Origin of the sequence: Ideonella azotifigens, assembly GCF_021043325.1 — a bacterium.
GTDB lineage: Bacteria > Pseudomonadota > Gammaproteobacteria > Burkholderiales > Burkholderiaceae_C > Ideonella > Ideonella azotifigens.
This window is the reverse complement of sequence record NZ_JAJNKD010000013.1, coordinates 101,701-119,287: the sequence shown is the minus strand read 5'-3', so window position 1 is coordinate 119,287 and position 17,587 is coordinate 101,701. Positions and strand designations below refer to the sequence as shown.

Genomic DNA, 17,587 nt, shown 5'->3' with positions numbered 1-17,587 from the left:
TGAGGTGCCGCTTTACGCGGCGGCCTGGCTGAGTTTTTCGAGCAGCTCCAGGTCGGTCTTCATGCCCGAGGTGTCGCGGATGCGTTCGAGGATTTCGCGCTTGAGCGCGAGGAACTCCGGGGCCAGCTTCATGTCCTGATTGCGGCGGGCTGGCAGCGGCACCGGGTAGATGGTGTCGATGCGGCCGGGGCGGGGCGCCATCAGCACCACACGGTGGCCCAGGTACAGCGCCTCCTCCACGTCGTGCGTGACGAAGACGATGGTGCTGCGCTCCTGCCGGTGCACGTGGGCGATCAGGTCGTGCATGACCTCGCGGGTCTGCGCGTCCAGTGCGCCGAAAGGCTCGTCCATCAGCAGGATGGGCGGTGCGCTCATCAGTGCGCGGGCAATCGCCACGCGCTGCTGCATGCCGCCGGAGAGCTGGTTGGGGTAGGCGTCGCGCACGGCGTCCAGGCCCATCAGCCGCAGCAGCGCATCGGCGCGGCCGCTGGCGGCTTCCACATCGCTGCTGCTGCGGTCCCGGGTGTGGGCGGAGAGGCGGCGCACGAAGCGGATGTTTTCGATCACCGTCAGCCACGGGTAGAGGCTGTAGTGCTGGAACACCATGGCTCTGTCCGGCCCCGGCCCGGCAATGGGCTGGCCGCAGACGCGCAGCTCCCCCTGGTCATGCCGCTCCAGCCCGGCCATGCAGCGCAGCAGCGTGGACTTGCCGCAGCCCGACGCGCCAACCAACGTGACGAACTCGTTGGGCGCAATGTCCAGGTTCACGTCCACCAGTGCCGGCTGCTTGCCGCCGGGGTAGGTCTTGCCCAGGGCCCGGCAGCAGAGGGACGGCATCACGTCCAATGTCGCGAGGGTCATCAATTTCTCCCGTATAGCCAGGGGAATGCCTTGCGGTGCAGCAGGCGGAACAACTGGTCGATGGCCAGCCCGATCAGGCCGATCAGCAGGATGCCGGCGAAGATCTTGTCGGTCTGCAGGAAGCGCTGGGCCTTCAGGATCGCAAAGCCCAGCCCCGAGTTGGCGGCCACCAGTTCGGCCACCACCAGGTAGGTCCAGGCCCAGCCCATGGTCACACGCAAGGTGTCCAGCAGCGCCGGCTTGGCCGAAGGCACGATGACCTGCTCGACCACTTCGCGCCGGGTGGCCCCCATGGTCTGCGCGGCCTCGATCTGCGCCATCGGCACCCGCCGCACGTCCTCGGCCACCATCAGCACCATCTGGAAGAAAGTGCCGATGAAGATGATGGCCACCTTCGCGCCCTCGCCAATGCCCACCCACAGCATCACCAGCGGCACGAAGGCGACCGCCGGCATGTAGCGGATGAAGTCGGTCAGCGGTTCCAGCAGCGCCTGCATCGCCCGCCAGCTGCCGATGAACAGGCCCAGCGGCAGCGCCAGCAGCGCGGCCAGCGCCCAGCCGGCGACCACGCGCAGGATGCTGATGCCGGCATCGCCCAGCAGGTCGTCCTCGGACCACCAGGTGACGATGCGGCCCAGCACCTTCTGCGGCCCCGGCATGAACACCGCCTCGACCTGGCCGCTGGCCGCCAGCAGGGCCCAGCCGGCCAGCGGCAGGATCAGCCCGGCAAGCGCCAGCGCGAGGTAGGCGCGGCGGCCGATGGCCTGCCGGATCTGCAGAAGCTGTGACACGGCGGCCCCTTACTTGGCCGCGGTGGCTGTGCCCAGGGCCTCCTGCAGCAGCGTGCCGTCCACGCCGGCGGCGGCGTCGGGCTTGCCGTCGATCAGCTTGTGCTCGGTGAGGAAGGCGGCGATGGTGGGTGCCACGGCGACCAGCGACTGCGGGTTCTTCGCGTCGAAGGCGGCCTTGTTGGTGGCGGCATCGAAGAAGCGGGTGCCGGGCAGGAAGACCTGGTATTCGTCGGGCTTCATGCTGACGACCTTGGCCATGATCTTGGCGGCTTCGGCCGGTTGCTCGCGCACGAACTTCTCCACCTCGAACCACGCGCGGATCATGCCGACGAACTCCTTGCGCTTGGAGGCGATGGCCTTCTCCTGCGCCACCAGCAGGTCCGGCACCAGGCCAGGCATGTCCTTGGAGGTGAACAGGGCGCGGCCCTTGCCGGATTGCTGGATCTGGTTGACCCACGGGTTCCAGACCACGGCGGCGTCCACGCGCCCGGCCAGGAAGGCCGCTGCGGCGTCGCCGGCCGGCAGGTTGACGATCTTCACGTCAGCCGGCTTCATGCCGTTCTTGGCCAGCGCGGTGGCAAGCACGAAGTGCGAGATGCTGTACTGCTCCAGCGCGATGCTCTTGCCCTTCAGGTCGGGATAGCCCTTGATCTTGGGCGAGACCATCAGCGCGTCATTGCCGGCCGAGTTGTCGTTGACCAGCACGGCCTTGAGCTTGATGCCCTTGGCCAGCGGGCCCAGGGTGTCGCTCCAGGTCTGGCTGTTGGCGTCCAGCTGGCCGGAGGAGAGGGCGGAGATCGAGTCGGTGTAGTTGGCGAACCAGACCAGCTTCACATCGGCGCCGTATTTCTTGAAGTACCCCTTTTGGTCGGCGATGTACCAGGCCACCCAGCCTGGCCAGTCGGACAGCCCGACCTTGACCTCGGCTTGCGCCGCTTGGGGCGAAACGGCAGCGGCCGTGCAGACCAGCAGGGCCACTGCAAAGGTGGCGCGGCGCAGCGCCGAACGAGCGGCGACAAGGACGGGAAATTGGGCAACGGAAGACATGGGCGGGGCACTCCGGCGTTGTAGGGACGAATGGCGAGAGGGACCTCTGACGAAGCCGCCTCCCGGGTTTTTGTCCCGCCGTGTAACGTGCCTTGCGGCCCGCCGGCAGCTCTCGGACCAGACACCGCCGAAGCGATCGGAACCCTAGCCACCATTCAAAGAACGGCGCTGTCTCGGCCGTCCCTCTCGGGCAGACGGGCATGCAAGCGATGTGCCAGGCCTCGGCGCCAAAAAGCGCAGGGCAAGGCACCAAGCTGAAGCGTCAGCCGCCCCTTGCCGCCTCGGCGAGGGGCATGCATGCACCACCGGCCACTTGCAGAGGCGGTGTGCCGCAAATGCCCCGAAAGACCCGGGATGACGCCGGTGTTCCGGGCTTGCGATGGGCGGGCCGTCGCTAAGATCCCGCCCATGCAGATCCTTGGCGTTCAATGGCGCAAGCCGACTTTCAAGGCCTTCACCGAAGCCTCGGTGATCGGCCTGGGCTTGTGGCTGTGCGGCGTGGCCGCAATGGTGCAGGCCAACCCGCAGGTGGGCGCCGACGAGGTCGGCGCGCTGCTGGTGATGGTCTGGTGGTTCAGCCTGGGCGCCCGCATGGGGCTGGACCTGCGCACCGGCCTTCGGCCGCTGCTGGTGAACCTCGGCATTGCCGCGGTTCTGCTGGCCTGCTACAGCGCCGCCTGGCACTGGCTCGCGGCCTGAAGCCCGACGGGCCATGAAAAAGGCGCCGTGGAAGCGGCGCCTTGTTGCGGGTGAAGGTCAGGCCGGGGGCATGACCTTGTCAGTTCACCAGCTCTGGTTGTAGCGGGCCTTGGCCGAGGCCACGCAGGTGTCCTTGGCGTCGCCCGACAGGCCGTCGCACTTTTCCTTGGCGACCTTGTATTCAGCGGTCATCTTGGTGTCGATCGCGTCCTGCTCGGCATTGACGATCTTCTTGTGCGCCTTCAGGTCGGCCTTGGCGGAGTCATGCGCAGCCTTGGCTTCCTTGACGCACACGTCCTTGGCGTTGCCCGACAGGTCATCGCACTTTTCCTTGGCCACGTCGTAGCGGCCGTCGTACTGCGCTTCGGTCAGCTTCGCTTCGTCGGTCGGCTTGCCGGTGTAGTTGTATTCGAGACGGGCCTTGGCGACCTTCTCGTTGGCCTTGGCCTGCTCGACGCAGATGTCCTTGGCATTGGCCGACAGCTTGTCGCAGCTGTCCTTTTCTGCCTTGTAGGTCGTCTCGATGTCCTTCTTGGCGCCGTCGTAGGCGCTCTTGCTGAAGTTGTTGGCCTGGGCGGCGCCCAGGCAGCAGACCGCAGCAATGGCCACAAGGGATTGGCTCAGCAGCTTGGAAGTTTTCATGATGTTGTCCTTAGATGAGGTTGGTTGCTCTGCAGGCGGGTGAACCCGGGTCGGCCCGGGTCCATGCAGTTGCCACACATCCCGCCTTCTGTCCTTGCCGTGGCCCGCTGCTTCATCACCCGTTGGGGTATCAGGTGATGAGCCGGTCCTTTGGCGTGATCGCAGTGTCACGCTGAGCCGCATGGTCCTGCCACCGGTGGCCGCCGCGGCGACATGTAGGCTCCGGCCTACAGACTTCGCGTGGACCGTCGGCAAAAATTCCTCTGCATCGCCCCTGCCTGCTGCCTGCCTACATGCCGTTTTCGTCGTACCAAACCGTAGACCGCCGCGATCACCTGGTACTGGCCGCTGCGCTGCTGTTCGAGGTGGGCCTGCTGGTCGTCGACATCCTGACGCCGCTTGGATTTGCCGAATGGGTGCTGTACCTGCTGCCGCTGTCGCTCTCGCTGCTGCAGCGGCGGCGCTGGGTGCCCTACCTGCTGCTGGCGCTGGCCATTGTTTTCACGTTCCTTGGCATGCAGTGGTCGCCACCGGGCCTGGCCTCGCCGTTCCTGCTGTATGTGAACCGCAGCATGGGATCGACCGCCTTCATCGTGATGGCGGTGGTGATCTCCAAGGTGCTGGGCCAGCGCGAAGCCATTCGCCGGCAGCTGTGGCTGCAGCAGGCGGAATCGGCACTGGCGCAGCGCCTGGCCGGCGAGCTGACGATAGAGCAGGTGGGCGAGGTCAGCTGCGCGATGCTGTGTGGCTGGCTGACACCTTCGGTGGCGGCGGCCTATCGGCGTGACGGTGATAGGCTGCGGCGCTTTGGCAGCCACGCGGCTGACCTGGCCACGCTGCCGGCGACGCTCACGCTGCAGGACGGCCTGCTCGGCGAGGCCGCACGCCAGGACCGATTCAATGCACTGAGCCCGGCGCCGCAGGGCCACCTGGGGCTGCAGTCCGCCCTGGGCCGCAGCCTGCCGGAGCACCTGCTGCTGATGCCGCTGCATGCCGAGGGCCGCAACGTCGGCGTGATCGAACTCGGCGTGGCGCGCGCGAAGCTGGACCTGGCACTCTGCGAGGAACTGGCGCGCGGCATCAGCGAAGTGGTCGGCCTGGCCTTGCGCGGCGCCGCCTACCGGCTGGAGCGCCAGGCCATGCTGGAGGAAACCCAGCGCCAGGCCGAGGAACTGCAGGCCCAGCAGGAAGAGCTGCGCGTGTCGAACGAGGAACTTGAAGAGCAGGGCCGCATCATGCGCGAGTCGCAGGCCGAGCTGGAGACGCAGCAGACCGAGCTGGAGCGCGTCAACGGCCAGCTGGCGCTGCACGCGCGGGCCATGGCCGACAAGCAGCAGGAACTGTTGCAGTCGCAGGCGGCGCTGCAGGCGAATGCCGAGGCGCTGGAAGCGGCCAGCCGCTACAAGTCCGAGTTCCTGGCCAACATGTCGCACGAGCTGCGCACGCCGCTGAACAGCTCGCTGATCCTCTCGCAGCTGCTGGCGGCCAACAAGGACGGCCGGCTCAGCGAAGAGCAGGTGCGCTTCGCCCGCGCGATCTTCGATGCCAACAACGACCTGCTGGCCTTGATCAACGACGTGCTGGACCTGTCCAAGATCGAGGCCGGCCATGCCGACCTGCAGCGCGAGCGCGTGCCGCTGCAGGAGCTGGCCACGCGGCTGCAGACGGTGTTTGCCGCGCTGGCCGAGAAGAAGGGCCTGGGCTTCGAGGTGGTGCTGGACCAGGGCCTGCCCGAGCACATCTTCAGCGACAGCCGGCGCCTGCAGCAGGTGCTGAAGAACCTGCTGGCCAATGCGGTGAAGTTCACCGTCAGCGGCAAGGTGACGCTGGCGCTGAAGCCGCTGGCCGGTGGCGCGGTGCGCTTCGAGGTGCGCGACACCGGGGTGGGCATTCCGGTCGACAAGCACGAGGTGATCTTCGAGGCCTTCCGCCAGGCCGATGGTTCGACCAGCCGCCAGTTCGGTGGCACCGGGCTGGGCCTGTCGATCTCGCGTGAACTGACGCAGCGCCTGGGCGGCACGATGACGCTGCACAGCAAGCCTGGTCAGGGCAGCTGCTTCAGCGTGGACCTGCCGGCCGAGCTGCCCGAGCAGCCGGCGCCGGACGAACCCCGCATGGCCCGCCCTGCCGCGCCGACGCCGCGGCCCGCCGGCCCCGCCGCGCCCACGCCGGCCGCGCTGCCGATCGAGCTGCCGCCTGGCCTGGGCGAGGACAGGCGGGTGCTGCTGGCGGTGGAAGACGACAGCGCCTTTGCCGCCACGCTGCGCACGCTGGTCGAGGAACTGGGCTTCGACTGCGTGGTGGCCAACACCGGCGAGCAGGCGCTGACGCTGGCGCGCGAGCTGCGGCCCAGCGGCGTGCTGCTGGACGTGGGGCTGCCTGATGTGTCCGGCCTGTCGGTGCTGGAGCGGCTCAAGCGCGACCCCGGCACCCGGCACATTCCGGTGCACGTGGTTTCGGGCCTGGAGCGCAGCCACGCGGCCATGACCATGGGCGCCATCGGCCACCTGGTGAAGCCGGCGCTGCGCGAGCACCTGGTCGAGGCCATCGAGCGGCTGCGGCACCGGCTGGACCATCCGTTGCGCCGGGTGCTGGTGGTGGAAGACGATGTGGCGCTGCGGCAGAACCTGCAACTGCTGCTGGCCGCGCCGCAGGTCGAGATCACGACCGTGGGCACGGTGGCCGACGCGCTGACCGCGCTGGGCGCGACCACCTTCGACTGCATGGTGACCGACCTGGCACTGCCCGACGGCAGCGGCTTCGACCTGCTGGAGCGCATGGCGCGCGGCGAGCGCGAAGGCTTTCCGCCGGTCATCGTCTACACCGGCCGGGCGCTGAGCCGCGACGAGGAAACGCTGCTGCGCCGCTATTCGCGCTCCATCATCGTCAAGGGCGCACGTTCGCCCGAGCGGCTGCTGGACGAGGTGACGCTGTTCCTGCACAGCGTGGAGGCGGCGCTGCCGGGCGAGCAGCAGCGCCTGCTGCAGGCCGCGCGCAGCCGCGACGCGGTGCTGGAAGGCCGGCAGATCCTGCTGGCCGAAGACGACGTGCGCAACATCTTCGCGCTCAGCAGCGTGCTGGAGCCGCTGGGCGTGCAGCTGCAGATCGCCCGCAACGGCCGCGAGGCGCTGGAACGGCTGGACCGCCAGCCGCCGGTGGACCTGGTGCTGATGGACATCATGATGCCGGAGATGGACGGGCTGGAGGCGATGCGGCGGATCCGCGCCCGGCCCGATGGCGCCGACCTGCCCATCATCGCGCTGACCGCCAAGGCCATGGCCGACGACCGCCAGCAGTGCCTGGAGGCCGGTGCCAACGACTACCTGGCCAAGCCGATCGACGTTGACCGGCTGGTTTCGCTGTGCCGCGTCTGGATGCCCAAATGACACGCCCGCGCCGCCCTGTTTCTTCGCCGGAGCTGCCGGCGGCTGCGGTGTCGGCCGCGGGCAGTGCCGACGCTGCGCAGCGCGAGCGCAGTGACGCCGTGGCCCAGGCGGATGCCTTGTTCGACATCGAGATCAAGCTGCTGCTCGAAGCCGTGTTCCTGCGCTACCAGCACGACTTTCGCCACTACGCACCCAGCTCGTTGCGGCGTCGCCTGCACCAGGCGCTGCAGGCCATGCGCTGCGAGCGGCTGTCGCAACTGCAGGACAGGGTGCTGCGCGAGCCGGATGCCTTCTCTCAGCTGCTGCAGTTCCTGACCATCCAGGTCAGCGAGATGTTCCGTGACCCGGCCTACTTCCGGGTGCTGCGCGAGGAGGTGGTGCCGGAGCTGCGCACCTATCCGTCGCTGAAGCTGTGGGTGGCCGGCTGCAGCCATGGCGAAGAGCTGTGGTCGCTGGCCATCCTGCTGCACGAGGAGGGGCTGCTGGAGCGCTGCATCCTCTACGCGACCGACATCAACCCGGTGGCCCTGCAGCGCGCCGAGGCCGGGATCTACCCGCGCGAGCGCATGCCGCTGTTCAGCCGCAACTACCTGGCGGCCGGCGGCAAGGCCTCGCTGAGCGACTACTGCACCGCCGCGTACGAGGGCGTGATGTTCGACCGGGCGCTGAAGCGCCAGGTGGTGTTCGCCGATCACAGCCTGTCGACCGACGCGGTGTTCTCCGAGGTGCACCTGGTGTCCTGCCGCAACGTGCTGATCTATTTCAACCGCGACCTGCAGGACCGCGCGGTCGGCCTGTTTCGCGAGGCGCTGGTGCGGCGCGGTTTCCTCGGGCTGGGCAGCCGCGAGTCGCTGCAGTTCGGCGCCCATGCGCACCTGTTCCAGCCGTTCCACCCGCAGCCGGACGTTCGGCTCTACCAACGCCTGTGAGCCAAGGAGCATGTCCATGAACTGGCCTGACCTGTCGCTCAAGGCGGTGGTGATCGGCGCCTCGGCCGGCGGCGTCGAAGCGCTGCTGGCGCTGACGGCAGCCTTGCCTGCCGATTTCCCGGCGCCGGTGCTGGTGGTGTTGCACCGGGCGCCTCAGCCGGAAGGCAAACTTTCACCCGCGGCGCTGCTGGCCAGGCGCTGCGCGCTGCCGGTCGAAGACGCATGGGCCGGCCAGCCGCTGAAGCCGGGCCGGGTGTTGCTGGCACCGGCCGACTACCACCTGCTGGTCGATCCGGGGCCGGATGGGCCGGTGGCTGCGCTGTCGGTCGACGATGCGGTGCTGTGGTCGCGACCGGCGATCGACCCGCTGTTCGAGAGCGCGGCGCACGAGTACGGTGCTGGCCTGCTGGCCATCGTGTTGACAGGCGCCAGTGCCGACGGTGCGGCCGGTGCTTTGGCTGTGCGCGCGCACGGCGGCCGGCTTTGGGTGCAGGATCCGGCCGAGGCCGTGGTCCCGACGATGCCGCGGGCCGCGCTGGACCTGGCCGGCGCAGACCAGGTGATGAGCCTGAAAATGATGTGTGATGCCCTGGGCCAGGCCCAGACGGGGGGAGAGAGATGATGGCTGCCAAACCTTTGAACATCCTGGTCGTCGACGACGTGCCGCAGAACCTGCTGGCGATGCGCGCGCTGCTCGCCGCAGACGACTGGCACGTGCTAACCGCCGACTCGGCCGATGCTGCGCTGGAGCTGCTGCTGCAGCACGACGTGGCGCTGGCGCTGCTGGACGTGCAGATGCCGGGCATGGACGGCTATGCGCTGGCCGAGCTGATGCGCGGGGCCGAACGCACCCGCCACGTGCCCATCATCTTCCTGACCGCGGGCTCGATGGAGGAGCAACGCAGCTTCCGCGGCTACGAGGCCGGCGCGGTGGACTTCCTCTACAAGCCCTTCGACGGCCGGGTGCTGCGCAGCAAGGTGGCGATCTTCGCCGACCTGCACCGCCAGAAGGCCACGCTGGCCGAGAACATGGCGGAACTGCAGCGGCTGACGCGGCTCAACTCGACCATGCTGTCGGCGCTGTCGCACGACATCCGCGCGCCGCTGGCCGCGCTGGCGCTGAATGCCGAGCTGCTGCTGCGCTCCGACAAGCCGGGCCCCGGTTCGGCTGGTGCCCGCATCAAGGCCGCGACCGCGATGCTGAGCCGGCAGGTCGACCACCTGGTGAACCTGGCCCAGCTGCCCAGCGCCGAGCTGCGCCCCAGCCCCGTCATGACGGACCTGGCCGCGCTGACGCAGGAGCGGCTGGAGACGGCCCAGGGCAATGGCTTGCTGAGCCAGCTGCCAGCCTTCGAAGTGCTGGGCGACACCCAGGGCCTGATGGACCGGGCGATGCTGCAGCAGGCGCTGGACCACCTGCTGCTGCAGGCCACGACCTATGCTGGCGAGTCCGGGCTGAAGATCGAGCTGGATGGCGACCAGCGGCGCTCGCTGCTGCTGCGCATCAGCTTTGCCGGCTTGCTCGGCGACGCGGCCAGCCAGCACCTGTTTGGCGGCGGCGAGGCCGTCGAAGGCATGGCCGCGCCGCGCGTGGGGTCCGGCCTGTCGCTGCCGGAGCGGGTGGCGCGCGCGCATGGCGGCTCGCTGGTCGGCCGCTCGCGGCCGCGCGAGGGCACGCAATTCGAGTTGATGCTGCCGCGCGGGCTCTGAAGCCCCGGCAGGCCCATAAAAAGGGGCCCGCCACGTTGCCGTGGCGGGCCACCAAAAAAACCAGCGTCGTCGCCGGTCCTTCTCAAACGAAAAACAGGAATTGCAGGCAAGTCATTGCAGGTTCCGCGCCAGCCGCGGGCCTGCTGCCAGCGTGCCGCCTGCATGTTGCCGGGCCGTACGAGGGAGAGTCCTGTTTTTGCGTCGCCAGCGCTGTTACGATTTTTCACTTTCAGGGCCTTGCGGCCCGGCTCCGGACTGCGGTGGACGGCCGCCAGGGCGACCGGGCGTGACACATTTCGTCGCCTCGGGCGCGACGTTTCACGGCCGCGGCCGCAAATTGGCAATGCGGTTGAAGCGAACGCGCTACTTCCTCAGCGCGCCAATGCCCAGCAAGGCCAGCACGACAAACAGCAGGCAGATGGCCAGGAACACGAAGAAGAGCACCTTGGCGATGCCGGCGGCGCCAGCGGCCACGCCGCCAAATCCCATCAGGCCGGCAATCACCGAGATCACCGCAAAAATAAGGGCCCACTTGAGCATGATGTTGTCCTCTTGAGTCGACGAAGGTGGCCGCGAAGCCGCTCGCCAGGCAGGGCCGCTGGCGAGCGTTTTGCGGCATGGTGGGACTGTAGAAAGCGGCAGCCTGGGGGGCCATCGGTGGCGGCGCAGGCGGCTTGTAGGACGGGGCCTTGAGCCAGCCAGATTCAGCCCGGGTGAGCCCAGGCCGGGGCTTCGCGCATTGTTGATCGCCTGGCTCGGGTTTTGGGGTATTCCCTTGGGGCTGGCGCCCGCGCGCGTGTCAGGCTGCAAACGCGGCGCAGTCCTACACTGCGCTCCGGGCGCGAGAGGCGATGCTGCGCCAGTCCACCGCAAGCCCAGGGAGAGCCATGCGCGCCGTGTTCGACTCGATTCCCACCCTCCGCGACGTGGTGTCGCGCACCCAGCCACGGGGCCTCACGCCCGTGGATGCCGCCCCCGAGGATCCGGAGCGGGCGGCCATCGTCGCCGCACTGCTCAAGCCGGCGGCGAGCATTTCGCCGAAGTACTTCTATGACGAGCAGGGCTCCGCGCTGTTCGAGGCCATCACCGAGGTGCCCGAGTATTACGTGACGCGCACCGAGCGGGCGGTGATGGTGCGCCATCACGAAAGCATTGCCAGCGCGGTGGGGGAGTGCAGCAGCATCATCGAGCTGGGCGCCGGCAGCTGCAAGAAGGCCATGTCGCTGTGCGAGTTGCTGGACCCGGACCACCTGGTCGTGGTCGACATCAGCGGCGACTTCCTGGCCACCCATGCACGGGTGCTGCAGGCCGGGCTGCCGTGGATGCAGGTGCACCAGGTGGTGGCCGACATCACCCGCCCTTTCGAGCTGCCGCCGGCGCTGCCCATGCAACGCCGGCTGGTGTTCTACCCGGGCTCGTCGATCGGCAACTTCGAGCCGGCCGAGGCCTGTGCGCTGCTGGCCCGCGCCCGCGGCCTGAGCGGCGACGATGGTGCGCTGCTGCTGGGCGTGGACCTGGTCAAGGACCCGCAGATCCTGCAGGCCGCCTACGACGACCATGGCGGAGTCACCGCGGCGTTCAATCGCAATGTGCTCACGCACCTGAACACGCTGATCGGCAGCGACTTCCAGCCCGCGCAGTGGCGGCACGTGGCGCTGTTCAATGCGCAGCGCAGCCGCGTCGAGATGCACCTGGAGGCCAGCCGGGAGCTGGAAGTGCGCTGGGCGGGCGGCGGCCGGCGCTTTGCAGCCGGCGAGCGCATCCACACCGAGAACAGCTACAAGTACACGCCGGACCGGCTGCAGGATTTGCTGGCCACCGCCGGCTACTCGCGCGTGCGCTGCTGGACCGATGCCCGCGGCTGGTTCGCCGTGGTGCTGGCCCAGCCTTGAGTTCGCGATGAGCGCCGCGATGCTGATCGATGAAGTGCTGGCGACGGCTCCCGCGCACGCGGTCGTGCCGCTGGTGCAGCGCTACCACGCCGTGCGCCAGCATTCGCTGGGGCTGGTCACGCCGCTCTCGCCCGAGGATTGCTGCGCGCAGTCCATGCCGGATGCCAGCCCGGCCAAGTGGCACCTGGCCCACACCACCTGGTTCTTCGAGACCTTTGTGCTGGAACGCTGGGAGCCGGACTTCGCGCCCTTCCACCCCGGCTTCCGCATGCTGTTCAACTCCTACTACGACAGCGTGGGTGAGCGCCATCCGCGGCCCGCGCGTGGGCTGCTGACCCGGCCTTCGCTGGCCGAGGTGCTGATCTACCGCCAGCAGGTTGATGCCCGCATGGGCACGCTGCTGCAGCAGCTGCATGCCAACCCCGAGGTCCAGGCACTGGTGACGCTGGGGCTGCAGCATGAGCAGCAGCACCAGGAGCTGATGCTGACGGATCTGAAGCATCTGCTGTTTGCCAACCCGCTGCGGCCCGCCTATGTGGCCAGGCCGGCGCCGGTGGATGCGGCAGAGGTCGCAGGCGCGTCCAGGGCGGCCAGGCCATTGCGCTTCCAGCAGTTTGCCGGTGGCCTGGTGGAGATCGGCCATGCGCGCCAAGCATTGGATGACGAGGCCACGGCGTTTGCCTTCGACAACGAATCGCCGCGGCACAAGGTCTACCTGGCACCGTACGCGATTGCCGATCGGCTGGTCAGCAATGGCGAGTACCGGGCCTTTGTCGAGGATGGTGGCTATGACGACCCGCTGTTGTGGCTCTCCGAAGGCTGGGCATGGCGCCAGGCGGCACAGCACCGGCACCCGCTGTACTGGGAGCCCGGCGCACCGGGCGCATGGCTGGCCTTCACGCTGGGCGGCCTGCAGCCACTGCGCGACGCCGAGCCGGTGGCCCACCTGAGCTACTTCGAGGCCGATGCCTTCGCCCGCTGGGCCGGCGCGCGGCTGCCGACCGAGGCCGAGTGGGAGCATGCCGCTGGCGCGGCCTGGGCGGAAGCTAGACCTGGCTTGCGGGGCCCCGACCAACTGCACCCCCAGCACGCTGCAGAAGCCCAGGCCCAGTGGTTTGGCGAGCTGTGGCAGTGGACCCAGTCCAGCTACGCGGCCTACCCCGGCTTCCGGCCCGCGCCAGGCGCGGTGGGTGAGTACAACGGCAAGTTCATGGTCAACCAGTACGTGCTGCGTGGCAGTTCGTGCGCGACGCCGGCCGGCCATGCCCGGCCCAGTTACCGCAACTTCTTTCCGGCCACCGCCTGCTGGCAGTTCAGCGGCCTGCGCCTGGCCAAAGACCTGAGCGAACTGCCGCCTGGCGGCTGACGGTGATGCCGCGGGGCCGTGGGCCAAGTCCTACAGGTCCGGTTGGCATCGCCTGACACCCGGGGTCTTTTGAGGGGCGTACGCTGACATTCATCCGGTCAACACCGGGTGTCACTTCCCTCCCCAAACCGCGCAGTCACCTGTGCGGACTTTCAAAGGAGTTCCCATGAACACGAACAAGACCCTGCTTTCCGTCATCACCGCCGCCAGCGTCGCCGGTGCCCTGTCGATGGCCTACGCCCAGTCCGAACCGGCCCCGTCGCCGACCTCGGTGCAGGCCCCGACGACCGAATCGTCGGCCCAGTTGCAGGCATGGCACGACCTTGAGCAGCAGCGTGAAAAGGTGCGCGAGATAGCTCGCCAGCAGGCGCTGGACGCCGCTGAAGCCCAGCGCGCTGCGAATGAAGCCTCGGTGGCGCAGGCTGGCCAGGCGGCCGAGCCGACCTATGGCGCCAACATGAGCAGCACCGCTGAGCCTGCGCAGCAAGCCGCGCCGATGGCCCCGGCCACCCCGGAACCCAGCGCCACGCAAAGCAGCGGCACGACCACCCCCACGCCTGACCAGGGCTACAACAGCAGCACCGACAACAGCGCCATGAACAGCGGCTCGACCTCGATGCCAGCCCCGCAAGCCGACCGCAACTGAGCGACTCGTCCAGCCATCCCGGTCCTGACCCCATGAACACGAACCCCGAGCATCCTTCCGTGCGTCGCCCTGAGTCTGCTCCAGTGGCGCCTCGCGACACTGCCTGGTTCGATGGCATCCGACGGGGTCTGTGGATCGGGCTGGCGGCGGCGGCCGTCATCCTGCCGGTGCAGTACCAACTGCGCCAGCATCGGCTGGCAGCGCAGCGGTCTGCGGCCGTCGCGATGGCGCCCGGTGCCGAACAGGCGCCCGCGGCTTTGCAGCCGCAGGCACCGCTTGCCGTCACGCCGCCGCCGCCGGTGCGCCCGATGGTGGTGGACTGGCACGGTGAATCCGCCTCCGAGCCGGCCCGCAAGCTGGCGCAATGGGTGGCAGCTTCGCACAACAACGAAGGCATGGATTTCGTGATCGTCGACAAGCACAACACCAAGGTGTTCGTGTTTGCCTCCGACGGCCAGCTCAAGGGCGCCACGCCGGTGCTGCTGGGCTCCAAGGTCGGCGATGACTCGGTGCCCGGCATTGGCCAGAAGCCGATTGCCGACGTGCGCCCCGACGAGCGCACCACACCCGCTGGCCGTTTCCTCGGCCAGCGCGGCATGAACGCGATCAACCAGGATGTGGTGTGGGTGGACTACGACGCCGCCGTGTCCATGCACCGTGTGCGCACCACCAACGCCAGCGAGCGCCGGCTGGAACGCCTGGCCACACCGACCACCGCGGACAACCGCATCTCCTACGGCTGCATCAACATGCCGGTGGCCTTCTTCGAACAGGTGCTGGCACCGACCTTCGCGAAACAGCGCGCAGTGGTCTATGTGCTGCCCGAGGTCAAGAGCCTGCAAATGGTATTCGGCATTCCCGATCGGTTCGATGCACCGGCCACGACGGCCGAAGCACCGGCCGCAATGCCAACGATGCCAACGATGACTTCGCTGCGTGCGCCGCTTGCGGCGGCCGCACTCGCCGCCAAGGGCTGAGTGGGCCGGCCGGCCGGATAACGACATGGCGCGCTGCTCGGGCCGGCGGCTTGCCCTTGTCCAATGCCCTTTCTGCCCATGTCCTTCAGCGCGGGCCGCCCGTTCCAGCATTCGCTTAGCACAGCAAGGAAGCTGAACACTCAATAACGCCAGAAAACGCCAGTATTTGCTGTAAAGCCTGCAAACCCTGCGCTGCTAGTATTCCTGCCTGACACGACCGGATCGGAGATCCGCGTCAATCGTGTCGCTGGACCATTGGCGAGGCGGGGTGCATGGGTTTGCTTGCTCGGCGTTGGCTGAAGGCTGCGGCCTCGGCATGGGTGCTTTTGTGTGTCGCGTCTGGCGTTCAAGCCAGCGTGGCGGTGTCCACGGCCGTTGCGGCACAGTCTGCGGAAGCGGCTGATGCGGCCGATGCTGGCGGTGCCAGCGCAGACCAGCAGCGACTGGTGAACTGGATTGCCGAGACCGGCGACAACCACGGCCATCCGTTTGTGCTGGTCGACAAACAAGCAGCGAGCCTGCGTGTCTACCGCGCCGACGGCAGCCTGGCCGGCGCCACCACGGTGTTGTTGGGCCGCACCCGGGGTGACCTGACGCAGCCGGGGGTTGGCGAGCGCACGCAGACCGGCCATCTGCTGCCCGAGGACCTAACCACGCCGGCTGGCCGTTTCGAGTCCGAGCCCGGCCGCAATCGCGTGGGCGAAGACGTGGTCTGGGTCGACCATGCCGCTGCGCTGGCCATACACCGCCTGCGCCCCGGTGCTTCGCAGGCCGAGCGGCTGCGTCGGCTTGCATCGGTCACGCCGGAAGACAACCGCGCCTCCGCGGGCTGCGTGGTCGTGCCGGTGTCGTTTTACCTGGACGTTGTCCAACCCCTGCTGGGCCAACAGGCCGGCGTGGTCTACATCCTGCCCGAGCGCGGCATGGGTGAGGGCACGCAGTGGGCCGACGGCCTGTCGCCCACCCACCTGCGACCTGTTGCACTGAAGTGATCAGCGCGCCGCGCCGGTCGGCAGCGGCGGGCGTGGCAACACGGTGACCCGTGTGACGCCATCGTCGCCGGTGCTCAGCGCGTAGTTGCCCAGCGAGAAATAGGCTTCGGCGTGCGCGATGTCGCTGGCCTGCGCAACGAACAGCCGCAGCCAGCCGGTCGAGCCGCCAGGCAGACCGGTCAAGCCCAGCGCTTGTGTCACCACCTGGGTCTGCCCGGCCGGAAGGGTCACGGTGACCGGCAGGCCCAGTGCCTTGCCCTTCTTGCCAATGTCGTAGACCACGCTGCCGGCCTGTGATTCGCTTTGCAGCGCATTCAGGTACAGCCACAGCGAGACGGTCTGGTCCCGTGCGCTGGTATTGCGCAGCGTGTAGGCCAGCTGGCAATCGCCCACCGGCGTGTTGCTGCAGCGCGCCACGTCGTCCAGGTCCACCACCACCTGCGGCATGGTCAGCGTCAACGAGCTGGCGCTGGTGCCGGGGATGTCGAAGGTCTTGGAGAACTGCATGCCGTAGTGGGCATTGGCCAGCGCGTGAATCTGGTAGCGGCCGGCTGGCAGCTTGGCCAGGTTCAGGTAGAACTTGCCATCCGCCGGCAGGGCCAGCCCGTCGCCTTCGATCCAGCGGCAGTATTCGTCGTCGGACCGGTCGCAGCTCATCAGCCGCACCGAGGGCGCGAGTTCCAGCGGCAGCGCCGCGCCAGTGTCCGCCGCCAGCACCTGGCCGGACAGGAAGCTGAGCTTGGCGTCCGGCCGGGCGGCGGGTGTGCCGGCCGCGATCAGGCCGGCGTGCCGCCGCGCACGCAAGGCGCGGGCTTGTTCGGCCGCGGCCGAGATCGGGCGCAGCGTGCCGTCGCCCTCGGAGAACACGGTGGGCAGGCTTTCCCAGATCAGCGCCTGCTGCGGCAGGTCCTTGGGCGAGACGAACAGCGAAATCGAGGCGTACGCGCCGCGCGGCAGCTGTTTGCCGACATAGACCTTCTGAGTCAGCGTCTTCTGCTTGCCGGCGCCAAGCGTCAGCTGCACGCGCTTGGTGTCGCCGTCGCCATAGGTGTATTGCGACCATCCGGCCGGCATGAAGGCAGTGGTGGAATTGAGCACCCAGGCCTGCAGTTGGCGGCTGGTGCTGCCGACGTTGCGCAGCGTGTAGCTGACGCTGCAGAAGCCTTCGGCGTCCACCGTGGTGCAGCTTTGCAGCTTGCTGGCCTGAAGCGGCAGCAGGTCCAGTGGCATGTCCATCGGATGGTCTTCGCTGCCGGTCACCGAGAACGGGGCCGAGTGCGTGTATTCGTGGTTCAGCGCGCTGCCCCAGAGCTGGTAGCGGCCGGGGCTGTCGAAGCTGCCGGCGGCAAAGCGGTAGCTGCCGTCGGCCGCCGGTTCGGCGCCGGCCACGAATTCGGCGCACAGCGTGTCGCCTGGCGCGCTGCAGCGGTGCAGTTCGACGGATGGGTAGTCGTCGGCCACGAAGGCTTGCTGCGTGCTCGCGTCGAACAGGCGGCCCCAGACGTCGGCATGCGCAGGCAGGGCAGCCAGGCCCAGCCAGGACAGGCACAGCGCCCATTTGGCAGTTGAGCGAGGAGGGCGGGGAAGGAACATCGGGACACTCCGGAAAGATGGCGCATAAGTGCATGCAACGTGGCCTTGTGCCGCAA

General features: G+C 68.3%; 16 protein-coding genes and 1 riboswitch. Of the genes, 10 read left to right on the top strand and 6 right to left on the bottom strand.

All coding sequences use genetic code 11. The features are described 5' to 3' along the window. Positions 1 to 12 precede the first annotated feature (12 nt). The 3 genes from LRH25_RS23270 to LRH25_RS23260 are packed head-to-tail and all read right to left on the bottom strand — an operon-like array spanning position 13 to position 2,699. Positions 13 to 861 (bottom strand): ABC transporter ATP-binding protein, encoded by an 849-nt coding sequence (locus LRH25_RS23270; RefSeq protein ID WP_231012398.1) that lies wholly within the window; start codon positions 859 to 861, stop codon positions 13 to 15. Then, complete coding sequence (locus LRH25_RS23265) at positions 861 to 1,652, bottom strand: ABC transporter permease (protein ID WP_231012397.1); 792 nt, start codon at positions 1,650 to 1,652, stop codon at positions 861 to 863. Before LRH25_RS23265 ends, LRH25_RS23270 begins: the two co-directional genes overlap by 1 nt. 9 nt (positions 1,653 to 1,661) lie before the next feature. After that, on the bottom strand, positions 1,662 to 2,699 hold the full coding sequence (locus LRH25_RS23260) for an ABC transporter substrate-binding protein (RefSeq protein ID WP_141289828.1): 1,038 nt from the start codon (positions 2,697 to 2,699) through the stop codon (positions 1,662 to 1,664). Between the two features lie 57 nt (positions 2,700 to 2,756). Beyond that, a riboswitch (guanidine-I (ykkC/yxkD leader) is annotated at positions 2,757 to 2,858 on the bottom strand. A 249-nt stretch (positions 2,859 to 3,107) separates the two neighbouring features. Here LRH25_RS23260 and LRH25_RS23255 point away from each other — a divergent pair. Next, positions 3,108 to 3,398: a hypothetical protein gene (locus LRH25_RS23255; protein WP_141289829.1), complete on the top strand. Its 291-nt coding sequence runs from the start codon at positions 3,108 to 3,110 to the stop codon at positions 3,396 to 3,398. 84 nt (positions 3,399 to 3,482) lie between these two features. Here the strand turns inward: LRH25_RS23255 and LRH25_RS23250 are convergent, their stop codons facing one another. Then, a complete protein-coding gene (locus LRH25_RS23250; protein WP_141289830.1) occupies positions 3,483 to 4,040 on the bottom strand; it encodes a hypothetical protein in 558 nt (185 codons plus the stop codon). Between the two features lie 293 nt (positions 4,041 to 4,333). Here LRH25_RS23250 and LRH25_RS23245 point away from each other — a divergent pair, with 293 nt between their 5' ends. The 4 genes from LRH25_RS23245 to LRH25_RS23230 are packed head-to-tail and all read left to right on the top strand — an operon-like array spanning position 4,334 to position 10,065. After that, complete coding sequence (locus tag LRH25_RS23245; protein ID WP_231012395.1) at positions 4,334 to 7,426, top strand: response regulator; 3,093 nt, start codon at positions 4,334 to 4,336, stop codon at positions 7,424 to 7,426. Beyond that, positions 7,423 to 8,355, top strand: coding sequence for a CheR family methyltransferase (locus tag LRH25_RS23240; protein WP_141290219.1), 933 nt, complete (start codon positions 7,423 to 7,425; stop codon positions 8,353 to 8,355). The genes LRH25_RS23245 and LRH25_RS23240 overlap by 4 nt, the downstream gene beginning before the upstream one ends. Before the next feature lie 16 nt (positions 8,356 to 8,371). Beyond that, complete coding sequence (locus LRH25_RS23235) at positions 8,372 to 8,977, top strand: chemotaxis protein CheB (protein WP_141290218.1); 606 nt, start codon at positions 8,372 to 8,374, stop codon at positions 8,975 to 8,977. Then, positions 8,977 to 10,065, top strand: coding sequence for an ATP-binding response regulator (locus tag LRH25_RS23230; protein ID WP_231012393.1), 1,089 nt, complete (start codon positions 8,977 to 8,979; stop codon positions 10,063 to 10,065). Before LRH25_RS23235 ends, LRH25_RS23230 begins: the two co-directional genes overlap by 1 nt. Positions 10,066 to 10,428: 363 nt before the next feature. Here LRH25_RS23230 and LRH25_RS23225 read toward each other — a convergent pair whose 3' ends face one another. Beyond that, on the bottom strand, positions 10,429 to 10,605 hold the full coding sequence (locus LRH25_RS23225; protein WP_141288651.1) for a DUF1328 family protein: 177 nt from the start codon (positions 10,603 to 10,605) through the stop codon (positions 10,429 to 10,431). A gap of 347 nt (positions 10,606 to 10,952) precedes the next feature. Between LRH25_RS23225 and egtD the strand changes: the two genes are divergently transcribed. The 5 genes from egtD (at position 10,953) to LRH25_RS23200 (ending at position 15,938) form a co-directional block, all read left to right on the top strand. After that, positions 10,953 to 11,957 (top strand): L-histidine N(alpha)-methyltransferase, encoded by a 1,005-nt coding sequence (gene egtD / locus LRH25_RS23220; protein ID WP_141288650.1) that lies wholly within the window; start codon positions 10,953 to 10,955, stop codon positions 11,955 to 11,957. Positions 11,958 to 11,976: 19 nt separating this feature from the next. After that, positions 11,977 to 13,323: an ergothioneine biosynthesis protein EgtB gene (gene egtB, locus LRH25_RS23215; protein WP_141288652.1), complete on the top strand. Its 1,347-nt coding sequence runs from the start codon at positions 11,977 to 11,979 to the stop codon at positions 13,321 to 13,323. A 166-nt stretch (positions 13,324 to 13,489) separates the two neighbouring features. Next, entirely contained in the window at positions 13,490 to 13,969 is a 480-nt protein-coding gene (locus LRH25_RS23210; protein ID WP_141288649.1) for a hypothetical protein, read from the top strand. A 32-nt stretch (positions 13,970 to 14,001) separates the two neighbouring features. Continuing rightward, positions 14,002 to 14,946, top strand: a complete 945-nt coding sequence (locus LRH25_RS23205) for a hypothetical protein (RefSeq protein WP_211361442.1) — start codon at positions 14,002 to 14,004, stop codon at positions 14,944 to 14,946. A gap of 272 nt (positions 14,947 to 15,218) precedes the next feature. Continuing rightward, positions 15,219 to 15,938 carry a L,D-transpeptidase gene (locus LRH25_RS23200; protein WP_231012391.1) on the top strand — a complete coding sequence of 240 codons (720 nt, stop codon included), beginning with the start codon at positions 15,219 to 15,221 and terminating at the stop codon, positions 15,936 to 15,938. Here LRH25_RS23200 and LRH25_RS23195 read toward each other — a convergent pair whose 3' ends face one another. Continuing rightward, entirely contained in the window at positions 15,939 to 17,531 is a 1,593-nt protein-coding gene (locus LRH25_RS23195) for a hypothetical protein (protein WP_231012390.1), read from the bottom strand. Positions 17,532 to 17,587: the final 56 nt, after the last annotated feature.